The sequence below is a fragment of the Halobaculum halobium genome (assembly GCF_030127145.1).
In the GTDB taxonomy this organism is placed as follows: Archaea; Halobacteriota; Halobacteria; order Halobacteriales; family Haloferacaceae; genus Halobaculum; species Halobaculum halobium.
Map to the genome: position 1 here is coordinate 830,747 of NZ_CP126158.1, position 12,199 is coordinate 842,945.

At 68.3% G+C, this 12,199-nt stretch carries 14 protein-coding genes; 9 read left to right on the plus strand and 5 right to left on the minus strand.

Features of this window, described 5'->3' with window-relative positions; genetic code table 11:
- Positions 1–76: 76 nt before the first annotated feature.
- The 3 genes from P0Y41_RS04420 (at position 77) to dnaK (ending at position 3,703) form a co-directional block, all read left to right on the plus strand.
- Positions 77–703 (plus strand): nucleotide exchange factor GrpE, encoded by a 627-nt coding sequence (locus tag P0Y41_RS04420; RefSeq protein WP_284062761.1) that lies wholly within the window; start codon positions 77–79, stop codon positions 701–703.
- A 181-nt stretch (positions 704–884) separates the two neighbouring features.
- A complete protein-coding gene (locus P0Y41_RS04425; protein WP_284062762.1) occupies positions 885–1,586 on the plus strand; it encodes a lipase family protein in 702 nt (233 codons plus the stop codon).
- A 191-nt stretch (positions 1,587–1,777) separates the two neighbouring features.
- A complete protein-coding gene (gene dnaK / locus P0Y41_RS04430; protein ID WP_284062763.1) occupies positions 1,778–3,703 on the plus strand; it encodes a molecular chaperone DnaK in 1,926 nt (641 codons plus the stop codon).
- A gap of 264 nt (positions 3,704–3,967) precedes the next feature.
- On the opposite strand, the gene P0Y41_RS04435 is transcribed toward dnaK, so the two are convergent.
- Entirely contained in the window at positions 3,968–4,213 is a 246-nt protein-coding gene (locus P0Y41_RS04435; protein WP_284062764.1) for a DUF8593 domain-containing protein, read from the minus strand.
- 182 nt (positions 4,214–4,395) lie between these two features.
- Positions 4,396–5,157, minus strand: a complete 762-nt coding sequence (locus P0Y41_RS04440; protein ID WP_284062765.1) for a TraB/GumN family protein — start codon at positions 5,155–5,157, stop codon at positions 4,396–4,398.
- Between the two features lie 270 nt (positions 5,158–5,427).
- Here P0Y41_RS04440 and dnaJ point away from each other — a divergent pair, with 270 nt between their 5' ends.
- Positions 5,428–6,606 carry a molecular chaperone DnaJ gene (dnaJ, locus tag P0Y41_RS04445; RefSeq protein ID WP_284062766.1) on the plus strand — a complete coding sequence of 393 codons (1,179 nt, stop codon included), beginning with the start codon at positions 5,428–5,430 and terminating at the stop codon, positions 6,604–6,606.
- Between the two features lie 52 nt (positions 6,607–6,658).
- Here dnaJ and P0Y41_RS04450 read toward each other — a convergent pair whose 3' ends face one another.
- Positions 6,659–7,198, minus strand: a complete 540-nt coding sequence (locus tag P0Y41_RS04450; protein WP_284062767.1) for a CBS domain-containing protein — start codon at positions 7,196–7,198, stop codon at positions 6,659–6,661.
- A gap of 70 nt (positions 7,199–7,268) precedes the next feature.
- On the minus strand, positions 7,269–7,631 hold the full coding sequence (locus P0Y41_RS04455; protein ID WP_284062768.1) for a DUF555 domain-containing protein: 363 nt from the start codon (positions 7,629–7,631) through the stop codon (positions 7,269–7,271).
- A gap of 238 nt (positions 7,632–7,869) precedes the next feature.
- Here P0Y41_RS04455 and P0Y41_RS04460 point away from each other — a divergent pair, with 238 nt between their 5' ends.
- The 4 genes from P0Y41_RS04460 (at position 7,870) to P0Y41_RS04475 (ending at position 9,922) form a co-directional block, all read left to right on the plus strand.
- Positions 7,870–8,049, plus strand: a complete 180-nt coding sequence (locus tag P0Y41_RS04460) for a DUF7317 family protein (RefSeq protein WP_284062769.1) — start codon at positions 7,870–7,872, stop codon at positions 8,047–8,049.
- A gap of 272 nt (positions 8,050–8,321) precedes the next feature.
- Positions 8,322–8,513, plus strand: a complete 192-nt coding sequence (locus P0Y41_RS04465) for a hypothetical protein (RefSeq protein WP_284062770.1) — start codon at positions 8,322–8,324, stop codon at positions 8,511–8,513.
- 172 nt (positions 8,514–8,685) lie between these two features.
- Entirely contained in the window at positions 8,686–9,411 is a 726-nt protein-coding gene (psmB, locus tag P0Y41_RS04470) for an archaeal proteasome endopeptidase complex subunit beta (RefSeq protein WP_284062771.1), read from the plus strand.
- Between the two features lie 91 nt (positions 9,412–9,502).
- Entirely contained in the window at positions 9,503–9,922 is a 420-nt protein-coding gene (locus P0Y41_RS04475) for a Rieske (2Fe-2S) protein (RefSeq protein WP_284062772.1), read from the plus strand.
- Positions 9,923–9,967: 45 nt separating this feature from the next.
- Here the strand turns inward: P0Y41_RS04475 and P0Y41_RS04480 are convergent, their stop codons facing one another.
- Positions 9,968–11,551, minus strand: a complete 1,584-nt coding sequence (locus P0Y41_RS04480; protein ID WP_284062773.1) for a glutamate-cysteine ligase family protein — start codon at positions 11,549–11,551, stop codon at positions 9,968–9,970.
- 103 nt (positions 11,552–11,654) lie between these two features.
- Here P0Y41_RS04480 and P0Y41_RS04485 point away from each other — a divergent pair, with 103 nt between their 5' ends.
- Complete coding sequence (locus P0Y41_RS04485; RefSeq protein WP_284062774.1) at positions 11,655–12,164, plus strand: DUF6884 domain-containing protein; 510 nt, start codon at positions 11,655–11,657, stop codon at positions 12,162–12,164.
- Positions 12,165–12,199: the final 35 nt, after the last annotated feature.

Consider the following 12,199-nt stretch of genomic DNA (forward strand, 5'->3'; position numbering starts at 1 on the left):
GTCGAAGGGGCCGAGGGCCGCCGGCGCCGCGCCCGGATCCGCAATCCGTATTTCCGCGCGACCGCTTCACGGAGGTATGAGTGAAGAGGCCGACGCCGGACGCGACGACCCGGAAGACGCGACCACCGCCGCCGGCGACGCGACGGGCGCGGACGCGGCGGAGTCGACCGGGCGAGACGGCGACGACGTGATCGAGACCGCGCTGGCCGACGAGGCCGCCCAGTACGACGACGCGCTGGCGGCCGAGGTCGCGGCCCTCGAACGCGAGGCCGTCGAGTCCGCCGATCGCATCGAGGAACTGGAGTCGAGCCTCCGACGGACGAAGGCGGACTTCCAGAACTACAAGAAGCGCGCGAAGAAGCGTCAAGAACAGGAGAAGGCCCGCGCGACCGAGTCGCTCGTGACCCGGCTGACCGAGGTGCGCGACAACCTCGTACGCGCGCTCGATCAGGATGAGGACGCCGACATCCGCCCGGGCGTCGAGTCCACGCTGGAGACGTTCGACCGCGTCCTCGCCGAGGAGAACGTCGAGGTGATCGACCCCGAACCGGGGCAAGCGGTCGACCCCGAGCGACACGAGGTGATGATGCGCGCCGACTCCGAGCACCCGGCGGGCACCATCGCCAGCGTGTACAAGCAGGGGTACGAGATGGCAGACAAGGTGATCGAGGCTGCACAGGTTACCGTTAGCGACGGCGAGTGAGCGATGTGAGGCCGACCGAAGGGAGGCCCCGAACACGCGACCGGCGAACGGTGTGAGCCGTGAGCGGTAGCGAGCGAACAGACCGCCGGACAATCGGCGCCGAGGTCCCGTGGCGAGGCGTCCAGTACGCAGCGACGGCGCGGAGGCGTAGGATTTTGTCGCCACGGCGAGATGTTCGCGTGTGAACGTCACCGTCCACGGCCCCGCCGCAGGCGACCCGCTGTTGTTCGTGATGGGGTGGGGAAACACGGCCGACCAGCCCGCGGTGCGGTGGCTGCTCGACACGCTCGCGGGCGCCGGGTTTCGGACCCGTGCGATAGAGATCCCGACGAACGTGACGAGCTTCGAGGAGGAGTACCTCGCCCCGCTCGCCGACGCGGTCGCGGATGGACCGACTCCCGAACGCGTCCTCACACACAGCACCGGGGGCCTGATCGCCGCGCACGCCGTCGGCGCCGGAGTGCTGCCCGAACGGGTCGTCCACCTCAGTCCGTGGTGGGGCCTCAATCCGAGCCAACGGCTCCCGTTTCGCGTGCTCGGGGCGCTCCCGACGAGCAGAGCCCTCGTCTCGGTCGAACCGGACCGCGAGACGCTCGGGGACCTTGCTGCGCCCGACGCACGCGACCCGATCGGACTCTCCCCGTCGTTCGTGCGCGAGATTCGTCGTGCGCAGTCGTCGCTGCCGTCTGCGGCCGACGGAGCGGTCGCGTTCTGCACGCTGACGGACGGGCTCGTGGGCGTCGACGCGATCGGCGAGCGGCTGCCGGCCGACCGGATCCGGCTGTACGACGGGGGCCACGAGTGCTTCGCCTCGACCGGCCGAGAGTCGGTCGTCGCGGACGCGGTCACCGCGCTTCGCGACGGCCCGAGCGCGCTTCGATAAGGCCGCGAACCCGGCCTCGATGCCAGATCCGACCACGGGTCGGTCGGCTGGATTCGCGGTTCGTGATAAGCGTTGTCACTCGTGGAGCTTCGATGAACCGCGAATCGCAAGACTGCGGCCGGATCAGTTGAGACCGCGGTACGCTCTGTCTAGTAACGTTTAACGGACTCGCGGCGCTATTCAGGGCCAAGATGGCGACTAACAAGATCCTCGGAATCGACCTCGGGACCACGAACTCCGCGTTCGCGGTGATGGAGGGGGACGACCCCGAGATAATCGTGAACGGCGAGGGCGACCGAACGACGCCGTCGGTGGTCGCGTTCACCGACGACGGCGAGCGACTCGTCGGCAAGCCCGCGAAGAACCAGGCCGTGCAGAATCCGGACCGCACGATCCAGTCGATCAAGCGGCACATGGGCGATGAGGACTACGCCGTCGACATCGACGGCGAGGACTACACGCCCCAGCAGATCTCGGCGATGATCCTCCAGAAGATCAAGCGCGACGCCGAGGAGTACCTCGGCGACGACGTGGAGAAGGCGGTCATCACGGTCCCCGCCTACTTCAACGACAAGCAGCGCCAGGCGACGAAGGACGCCGGCGAGATCGCCGGCTTCGAGGTCGAACGCATCGTCAACGAGCCGACCGCCGCGTCGATGGCGTACGGCCTCGACGACGAGTCCGACCAGACCGTCATGGTGTACGACCTCGGGGGCGGCACCTTCGACGTGTCCGTCCTCGACCTGGGCGGCGGCGTGTACGAGGTCGTCGCCACGAACGGCGACAACGACCTCGGCGGCGACGACTGGGACGAGGCGATCATCGACCACCTCGCCGACGAGTTCCAAAACGACCACGGCATCGATCTGCGCGAGGACCGCCAGGCGCTCCAGCGCCTGAAAGACGCCGCCGAGGAGGCGAAGATCGAGCTCTCCTCGCGCAAGCAGGCCAGCGTCAACCTCCCGTTCATCACGGCGACCGACTCCGGCCCGGTCCACCTCGAAACCGAGATCACCCGCGCGACGTTCGAGAGCATCTCCGAAGACCTCATCGAGCGCACCGTCGGCCCGACCGAGCAGGCGCTCGCGGACGCCGGCTACGACGCCGACGACATCGACGAGGTCATTCTCGTCGGCGGCTCCACCCGGATGCCGCAGGTCCAGGAGAAGGTCGAGGAGATCCTCGGCACCGAGCCGAAGAAGAACGTCAACCCCGACGAGGCGGTCGCGCTGGGCGCGGCTATCCAGGGCGGCGTCCTCTCGGGCGACGTGGACGACCTCGTGCTGCTCGACGTGACGCCCCTCTCGCTGGGGATCGAGGTGAAGGGCGGGCTGTTCGAGCGTCTCATCGACAAGAACACCACCATTCCGACCGAGGAGTCGAAGATCTTCACCACCGCGGCCGCGAACCAGACCTCGGTGCAGGTTCGCGTCTTCCAGGGCGAGCGCGAGATCGCCGAGGAGAACGAGCTGCTCGGGGAGTTCCAGCTCACCGGCATCCCGCCGGCGCCCGCGGGCACCCCGCAGATCGAGGTGTCGTTCAACATCGACGAGAACGGCATCGTGAACGTCGAGGCCGAAGACCAGGGCTCGGGCAACGCCGAGTCGATCACCATCGAGGGCGGCGCCGGCCTCTCCGACGACCAGATCGAGCAGATGCAGGAGGAGGCCGAGCAGCACGCCGAGGAGGACGAGGAGCGTCGCCGCCGCATCGAGGCCCGCAACGAGGCCGAGAGCGCGGTCCAGCGCGCCGAGACCCTGCTCGAGGAGAACGAGGAGGAGATCGACGAGGACCTCGAATCTGACATCCGCGAGGAGATCGAGGCGCTGGAGGAGACGCTCGCCGACGAGGACGCCGAGACCGAGGAACTCGAGGACGCGACCGAGAGCCTCTCGGAGGCGCTTCAGGAGATCGGCAAGCAGATGTACCAGCAGCAGGCCCAGGCCGGTCCCGGCGGCGCGGGCGGCCCCGAGGGCGCCGCGGGCGCGGGTCCCGGCGGCATGGGCGGTATGGGCGGCATGGGCGGTCAGGGTCCCGGCGGGGCCGCTGACGCCGAGGGCGACGAGGAGTACGTCGACGCCGACTTCGAGGACGTGGACGAGGACGAGGACGAATAGTCCTCGTTCTCGTCTGCTCACGAGAGCGTTGTGCTCGTGAACGTGGACGACGGGGAGGACGCGTAAGCGTTCGAGGGGTCGGCCTCGATCCGAAGGCCGAATCGGTCGCCGAGTCGGCAGCCGTTTCGGTTCTCATTCGACGGATCTCGCTTCGAGCACGGGAACCCGGACCGACCCCGCCGTCGCCACGAACTCGGGCCGCAGCGGTCACTCCGCGGTCGGTCAGACATCAGAAAAAACCTCGTACGCGGGACGAGGGGACGTTTAGGAGCCGTCCTTGAGTCGGATCTCGTCGTCGGTGACGGTGTCGATTCGGTCGTTTTCGAGGGCGTAGTCCCCCTCGTCCGCGTCGCCCCAGCCGAGTTTCGAACGGATCGAATCGGCGAGGCCGGGGTCGGCGTTCACGTAGGCCGTTCCGGACTTGACCTCGGTGACCATTCCGATCTTTCGACCGCCGGAGTCGAGTACCGCCTTGCCTTCGTCGTCCTCGGTAACGTGGTTTCGCTCCATTGCCGGTGAGCGGACGCCTCCCGCGAGCATTGTTATAGAGGTCGTTCGCGAACGGGATACGTGGTAGACTCGCGCTTGATCGGATGTGGCCGTCCGTACCCCGTCGCAGCCCACGGGGTTATCGACGACTCGTTCGGTTGGGTGCCGCCGCCGCGCCTCGACGGCGTCGCGGCCGATCAGTCCTACTCGTCGGTCTCGTCCAGTCGGTCGACCAGCGAGTCGACGTGGTCGATGCCGACCACAGCGACGATGTCGTCGTCCTCGCTCCCGTCGCCGCCGAGTTCCGTAAGCCGATCAGCCATCTCCGCCTCTCTGGCGGCGTCCTCGAGCCGGGAGGCCCGAGAGCGGCTCGCGGTCCGAAACGCGTTCATAAACGAGCGGCACCGACGGACCTCCTCGCGTTCGTGACGCGCCTGGTCGGCGGGGCTGTCCGTCCATGCGACGCCGTGAGGAGTCGGCGAGGCGACGTCGAGACGGACCGGAGTGCGGGCGCCCACGACCGCCGCGGCCCCACACAAGAGCGCGTGTTTCGTCGTTTCGACGGCGCTGGAGACGACGTTTCGAACCGTCTCCACCGGCGGCCGATCCCGAAGCAGGGTTCGTCCCAACCGGCGGAAGAAGCCGCCGGTCGGCCGGTCGATACCGACGATGACATCGGCATCGGCGGCCTGGATCGCCGCGCTCATCTCGCCGCCGAGGGCGGGCGGCGTCCGGTCGACGGCCGCGTACTGCTCGAACAGCGTCAGCGAGATCGGCGGTAACTCCAACGCGAGCACCGCGGGGTCGACGTCCCGGATAACGTGACGAACCCGGTAGACGCTCGCCGGGTGGTCGTGGACGACGCCGACGAGCGTCACCGTCGCGTGGCCGTTCGAGACCTGTTGGACGTGCTCGCCGGTCACCCGCGGGTCGGAATCGACGTCGATTGTCGCTGGAGTATCCATCGTAGGGCGTAGTTACGGGGGCTTAGTACGGGCTTAGTTAACGCCGTCGCCCGAGGCAAACCGACCGGCACGGCGGCCGTCGCGCATGAATCGTCCTCGGTATCCGACGCAGTCTACCGTCGAGGTGCCGTTGGCGACGCCGGCTCGCCGGTGGGGTCGGTGACGGCGGATCGATCGAACGCCGAGTCGGTGATCGACCGTGCGCGTCGATCAGTCCTCCCGCGAGCCACGCGATTGAAATAGCACGAGCGTTCAACCAACGAACAACGAATGAGCGAGGACTTCTACGACGTGCTCGGAGTCTCACGGGACGCCTCCGAGGAGGAAATCAAGCAGGCGTACCGCCAGAAGGCAACCGAGTACCACCCCGACGTCAGCGACGAGCCCGACGCCGAGGAGAAGTTCAAACAGGTCAAGAAGGCCAAGGAGGTCCTCACCGACGAGGAGAAGCGCCAGGCGTACGACCAGATGGGTCACGACCAGTTCGAGCAGGCCGAGAAGCGCGGCGGCTTCGACGGCGGCCCCGGCGGCGCTGGCGGGGGAATGGGCGGCGGTCCCTTCGGCGGCGGAGGGATGGGCGGCGGAATGGGTGGCGGCGGGGGAATGGGCGGTCTCGGAGATATCTTCGAGGAGTTCTTCGGGGGTGGCGGCGGCGGTCGGGGCGGCCCGCGTCCCGGGAAGGACCTCCGGACGAACCTCGACGTCACGCTCCAGGAGGCGCACGACGGCGTCACCAAGCAGTTCTCCGTCGCCCGCCCGACCCGCTGTGCGGAGTGCGACGGCGAGGGTCACCCCGAGGACGCAGACGTGCAGACGTGCCCGCAGTGTGACGGTCGCGGGCAGGTCCGGCAGGTGCAGCAGACCCCGCTCGGACGCGTTCAGCAGACCGGCACGTGTCCGCGGTGTGAGGGCGACGGCGAACTGTACTCCGAGGACTGCGCCGTCTGCGACGGCTCCGGGATCACCCGCGAGGAGAGCTCTCTCACAGTGGACGTCCCCGCGGGGATTCAAGGCGGCCAGACGCTGCGGATGGACGGCGAGGGCGCCCCCGGCGAGCCCGGCGCGCGCGACGGCGACCTGCTCATCGAGGTGCGCGTCGAGGGGGACGACCGCTTCGAGCGCGACGGCGCCGACCTCAACCTCACTGAGCCGGTCTCGTTCCCGCAGGCCGTCTTCGGCGACACGATCCAATTGGAGACGCTCGACGGCAGCGTCGAGTTCGAGGTACCCGCCGGCACGCAAAGCGGCGAGACGTTCCGACTGAAGGGCAAGGGAATGCCCCGGCTGCGCCGCCGCGGCAACGGGGACCTCTACGTGCAGGTGCAGGTCGTCACGCCTGACGATCTCACGAGCGAGCAGCGCGAGGCGCTGAAGGAGTTCGCGGAGGCCGGCGGCGAGGAGATCGACGTGAGCGAGGGGTTCTTCGAGAAGATCAAGAAGTCGCTGTAGCGGTCGGCCGCGAACGCGCCGTCACGGCTGCGAACCGACCGTCTCCGCCCGCTCAGGACAGCTGGGCCGCCAGGTCCGCTTCCGTGATGATCCCGACGGCGTCGCCCCCGTCGGTGACGACGACCGCCTTGTAGTGCTCCAGCAGGTTCCGGATCTCGTCGACGGTCGCGTCCGGGCTCACCGGCGGGAACGACTCCGACATCACCTCGCTGACCGGGAGCTCGGCGGCGTCCTCGCCGGCCTGGTTCACGTCCGAGAAGGAGATCGACCCGACGGGCGTCCCGTTCTGGATCACCGGAAGCTGCGAGTACGCCTCCTCCTCCATCAGGTCGACTGCCTCGCGCACGGAATCGTCCGGGGCGACGCTGATCACCGACTCGTGCATGATGTCGCGGGCCCGCACGACGCCCCCCTCGACCTCGTCGAGCGCCTCGACGATGCGCCGGAGCGTCGACAGGCGCGGGTCCACGTCTCCGCCCTCGATGCGGGCGATCAAGGGCTGGGACACGTCCGCGCGCTCGGCGAGCGCGCTCTGGGTCAGATCGAGCGACGTCCGCCGCTCGCGAAGGTCCTGCGGCGTCGGGAGTTCCATACCGAGGAATTACCCGAGGTAATTAAAAAGGGTTCGGTCGCGCTCGTGAGCGACGACTTCCGAGACGGCCTTACTCGTCCTCGTCGTCGGCTTCCGTCTCGATGATGTCGATAACGTCGAGCGGCACGTCGCGGAGGGCGCCGCCGATCTCGCTTTTCGCGATCCGGGTGGCGTGTTCCTCGCTGTCGGCGTTGAACACCTCGATCTCAAGCATCAGTCCGACCAGGGCGGTCGAAGCCGCGATGAACGCCGAGTCGAACGGCTCTCCGCAGGCGGGACACGGCGTCGCGCCCACCTCGACGTCGACGAACTCCTTGTTCGCCTCGTTGAGTCGGCGCCCAGCCTCGCTGACGGCGACACCGATCGCGTCGTCGATCGCCTCCACGTCTCGAACCAACCAGGCCGCCTCCAGCGCGACGAGATAGTTGCTCATACACACCTTCGCCGACCTGTGGACAATAACCCGTTGATTCCCCGGGCCCGTGTCAGTCGATCGTCGACGGTGGTGGTTCGGGAGTTCGAACGGCGGGCGATAAATGTGTGAACCCCTAATAGATAGTCCGTATATTAAAACGAATGGGCTTATTGAATTGCAATAATCCACTACTTCAGATAAGATTCACTCGAAAGAGTTAATACCACAATCCGCATCTGCAGACCGTACGCAACCGATGTCACTCAGATCGCTGACCACGGCCCTGACGCTGTATCGCGGCACGTCGCTCACCCTCGAACGGGCGGCCACCCACGGCGGCATCTCGCCGGCCGAGTTGGAGTCGGGGCTGCGGAGCCAAGGCGTCCCGGTCCCGGAATGCGAGCGCGCGAGCACGACCGAACGAGCCCGCGACTGATCCCTGTCGCCTCCCGATCCATGTCCCACAGTCACTCCTCGATCCGCGTCCCGACGGCCACGATGGGAATCCGCACGACACCCGCTGGTTCGCCGTAAGTTATGGGAAACCCTCGCGTCCGTGCCCCGGAACGTCTGGTCCTCACGGAACGAGATCAGGTGACCGTCGCGAACAACGGGCCGAGAAGAAAACCGACAGACTGCGACGTGATCCACCTCGGGACGGAGCCGATATACTTATTAGGAGGTACGCCAGCACAAGGTGACACCGGTATGACCCACGCTGCCCGAGCCGCCCGCCGCGCTGGCATCCACGCGCTCCACCACCTGACCCTGCTCACGGGGATCCTCGCGTTCCCGTTCGTGCTCCTCACCCGAAACGCGGGAGTTTCCCTCCCGGTCGGAGCGGTCGTCTCCCGGATCCACGACACGTACGATCGGGTCGTCGACGCGACTGACAAGTAACGACCCCGACGCTCGAACACGGCCGTCCGCGGCGTTTTCGCACAGAGACAGCACGCAAAGAGCCACGTCGCCAGTGACCGCGACGACGACGCCGAGACCGGAAGATAGCGCCGCCGTCGGCTGAGTTCCTCAAAGGGTGCATTTATCAGCGACGCTCCCTAATCGAGCGGTAATGCGACCATCTAGTGACCTCGCGGACCTCGACGCCACCAGTGGCGACGAAACCGTGTTCGGGCCGGAACTCGGCGAGTTCCCCAACGCCGACGAGCGCCGTGCGCAGTCGACCGGCGAAGGCGAGATGAAGACCGGGACGACCACCGTCGGCCTGCGGACGAACGACGGCGTCGTGCTCGCGACCGATATGCGCGCCTCGCTGGGCCGGATGGTCTCCTCGAAAGACGTGCAGAAGGTCGAGCAGATCCACCCGACGGGCGCGCTCACCATCGCGGGCTCGGTGTCGGCCGCGCAGAATCTCATCCAGACGCTGAAGGCCGAGTCGAACCTCTACGAGGCGCGACGCGGCAAGGACATGAGCATGCAGGCGCTGTCGACGCTCACCGGGAACCTCCTTCGCTCGGGCGCGTTCTTCATCGTCCAGCCCATCCTCGGCGGCGTCGACGACGAGGGCGCCCACATCTACTCCATCGACGCGGCCGGCGGCATGACCGAGGAGGAGTACACCGTCACCGGCTCGGGGTCGCAGTTCGCCCTGGGCGTGCTCGAACAGGAGTACGACGACGACCTGTCGATCGACGAGGCCAAGCGCGTCGCCGCGCGGTCGATCAAGTCGGCCGTCGAGCGCGACACCGCCTCCGGCAACGGGATCAACATGTGCGTCGTGACCGACGAGGGCGTCGAGGTCACGAAGCACAAAGACATCGACGAGCTGACCGCCTGACGCTCAGGTCCCTCGTTTCGTCCGAGTCCTGGTTCTCGCTTGCTTCCCGGGACACCGCCGCTTTTGCGTACCCGCGGTCAACGCGGTAGCGATGGCTACGGGCGCGCGGATCACGTCGATCGACGAGGTACCGGAGGCCGGCTCGTCCCTGTTCACCGTCAGCGACCGCCACGGCGACGACCGCGAGGCGATCCTCGTCCGCTGCGACGAGGAGCCCGGCGTTCGCGCGTGGATCAACGTCTGTCCCCACGAGTACCAGCGGCTCGACCGCGGCCGGGGAGCGGCGATCCGCGACGGGGAAGTGATCTGCCCGAAACACGGCTCCATGTTCGACACGTGCTCAGGCGACTGCGACAACGGCGAGGCAGCGGGGACGACGCTGACCGCCGTCGAGATCGCCGTCGACGACGGGACCGTGTACCTCGCCGACGAGGGGTACACGTACCGCCACAACGGGGCTGGTGAGGACGGCGACGACGGCCCGAGTTCCACGTCCCACATCGGCTTCTAGCTCGGGAGGTGGCCGCGAGCGGACGCCGCCCGGTCGCCCGAGGCGTTACCCGTCGATCCAGTCTGCGAGTGTCCCGTCGAACAGCGTCTCGCGCTGTCGTTCGACGTACGTCCGCTGCATCGCAGGGATCGCGTCGGCGAGGTCGGCGCCGGCGTCGACGCGCCCGCGAACGCGTCGCCGCTTCCACGCTGCGGGCGTCAGCCCCGTCTCCGCTCGCCAGCGCAGCGGTGCGAGGTACGACTCCGCCTCGGCTTCGGGGAGACCGGCGTCCGCCAGTCCCGCCTCGGCGTGCGAGAGCAGGTCGTCGAACAGGGCCTCGCGGTCGCTCGTCTCGACGCCGTCGGTCGTGACCCACGAGAGGTCTGCGTCGACCCCGTCGCGGACGGCGGCGTAGAAGTTGTCGCGGGCGGTCTCCCACGAGAGGTCGGACACGGGGTGACGCCGGCGCGGGAGGCTCTCCAACAGCCCCGCGAACGCCGCGAGAAAGGCGATCGAGTCGCCGACGGTCGGCTGGGCGGGGATCGGGCGGAACTCGATGCGCGCGTTCGCCGCCGATCGCGTGGCGCCGTCGAACACCGGACGGACCCAGCGCCAGAACGTGCCGTGCTTGCGTCGGAGCGTCGCGAACGCGTCGTCGAAGCGGTTGCCCTCCGCGACCGGCATCGGGACGATCGTCGGGTCGGCGGCGACGCGGTCGACCGCCTCCTCGACGCTGTCGAGGTCGGCGGGGAACGTCACCTTCTGTGCATCCTCCTCGTTGAGGACGGACTCGAAGACGGCGACGCGGTTCTCGTGCCAGCCGTCGGCGAGCACGTCCTCGGCGGTCGCGTCGGCGGCGTACAGGTCCGGCGGGAAGAACGGGGCGTTGACGCCGAGCGCGAGCAGCGGCCCCGCGATCCGGAGCGCGAGGTTGTGATAGCGGGGGATGTCTTCCGCGCTCGCGACCTGGTAGTGCGGCTGGATCGACGTGATGAGGGCCTCGGGCATCACCGTGTCCGCCGCCAACTCGACGTGCGGGGCGTCGATCGAGAACGACTCCGATCCGGGACCGTTAGCCATCGCGTGGTAGCGCACCGCGTCGCTCATGTTGGTCGCGATGCGGACGCCGTCGTCGTCGACGGAGTCCGACAGGTACTCGCGGGCGGTCTCGCCGACCGGCGAGACGGTCCACATCGCGTCCGAAACGAGCCGCATCCCCTCGGCGCCGGTCGTTTCCTCGGCCGCCTCGAGTCGGGCGCGAACCTCCGCCGACTGCGCGCGCACGCCGGCGGCGTTGAGCGGCTGCGGGCTCGTCGTCATCTCGGCGTTGTGCAGCCCCAACTCCTTCTCGAAGCCGATGAGTTCCAGAAGGCGGCGGGGGACCCTGCTGAGGTGGGGCGCGTTCACCTCGGCGGCGGCCGTCCTCGCCGCCTCGGCGTTCGCTCCCCCGCCCTCGCGCCACCGGCCCTCCGAGACGGCGTAGAACTCGTACTCCAGCCCGATGATCGACTGGTGGTTGTCGAAGGTGCCGTCGCGAAGCTCCGCTTTCACCGTCTCCGCGTCGGCCTCCGCTCGCCGCCGGAACTCCTCCGGATCGGTCTCCAACACGCTGCGGACCCGGGCGGCGAGGTCGCCGTCGGCGTCGGTCATAGTCACCCGTGTACCCGCGGCGTCCTTCAACTCGTCGGAGGCCGCGATCGCACTATCGGAATCGAGAACCAAGATTTATAAATTCACTCGCTGATCCCCGCGTATGGAGACCTTCGGGCTCGTGCAGGCCGGCGCCTGTCCGTTTCGGGGGCGGGGGGCGGCAGCCGATCGCTACGCGACAGCGTTCTTCACGAAGAAGGCCGAGCTCGCCGAGCTCGTCTGCGACGAGTGGGTCGTCCTCTCGGAGCGCCACGGCGTGATCGACCCGGACGAGGAGGTCGAGGGCGTCGATCGGGAGTTCGCCGAACTGGAGCCGGCCGCGCAGGCCCGGTGGTCGATGGAGGTCGTCGCCGACGTCGCCTCCCGCGTCCGCAAACACGAGTTCGACCGCGTCGTCGTGTTCGCAGATCGGTCGATGCGCGACGCGCTGAAGGAGCGCGGCGGCCTGCTCAGCCGGATCGCTGCCGCCGAGGCGGAGACCGTCGAGCCGCTGGCCGGGATCGGCGGTCGCGACCGGCAGGAACAGTGGCTCGACGAGCAACTGTCGATCCGGCGCGACGCCGCCGACCCGACGGCGGCGGATCTCGAATCGACCCCCGGCGATCTGGCCTGACGCGACGGACGACCGCCGGCGGCAGTCACGCCTGA

Coding starts and splice junctions, on each gene's coding strand:
- P0Y41_RS04420 (WP_284062761.1), top strand. CDS start 77: ATGAGTGAAGAGGCCGACGCCGGACGCGACGACCCGGAAGACGCGACC.
- dnaK (WP_284062763.1), top strand. CDS start 1,778: ATGGCGACTAACAAGATCCTCGGAATCGACCTCGGGACCACGAACTCC.
- P0Y41_RS04435 (WP_284062764.1), bottom strand. CDS start 4,213: ATGGAGCGAAACCACGTTACCGAGGACGACGAAGGCAAGGCGGTACTC.
- P0Y41_RS04440 (WP_284062765.1), bottom strand. CDS start 5,157: ATGGATACTCCAGCGACAATCGACGTCGATTCCGACCCGCGGGTGACC.
- dnaJ (WP_284062766.1), top strand. CDS start 5,428: ATGAGCGAGGACTTCTACGACGTGCTCGGAGTCTCACGGGACGCCTCC.
- P0Y41_RS04450 (WP_284062767.1), bottom strand. CDS start 7,198: ATGGAACTCCCGACGCCGCAGGACCTTCGCGAGCGGCGGACGTCGCTC.
- P0Y41_RS04455 (WP_284062768.1), bottom strand. CDS start 7,631: ATGAGCAACTATCTCGTCGCGCTGGAGGCGGCCTGGTTGGTTCGAGAC.
- P0Y41_RS04460 (WP_284062769.1), top strand. CDS start 7,870: ATGTCACTCAGATCGCTGACCACGGCCCTGACGCTGTATCGCGGCACG.
- P0Y41_RS04465 (WP_284062770.1), top strand. CDS start 8,322: ATGACCCACGCTGCCCGAGCCGCCCGCCGCGCTGGCATCCACGCGCTC.
- psmB (WP_284062771.1), top strand. CDS start 8,686: ATGCGACCATCTAGTGACCTCGCGGACCTCGACGCCACCAGTGGCGAC.
- P0Y41_RS04475 (WP_284062772.1), top strand. CDS start 9,503: ATGGCTACGGGCGCGCGGATCACGTCGATCGACGAGGTACCGGAGGCC.
- P0Y41_RS04480 (WP_284062773.1), bottom strand. CDS start 11,551: ATGACCGACGCCGACGGCGACCTCGCCGCCCGGGTCCGCAGCGTGTTG.
- P0Y41_RS04485 (WP_284062774.1), top strand. CDS start 11,655: ATGGAGACCTTCGGGCTCGTGCAGGCCGGCGCCTGTCCGTTTCGGGGG.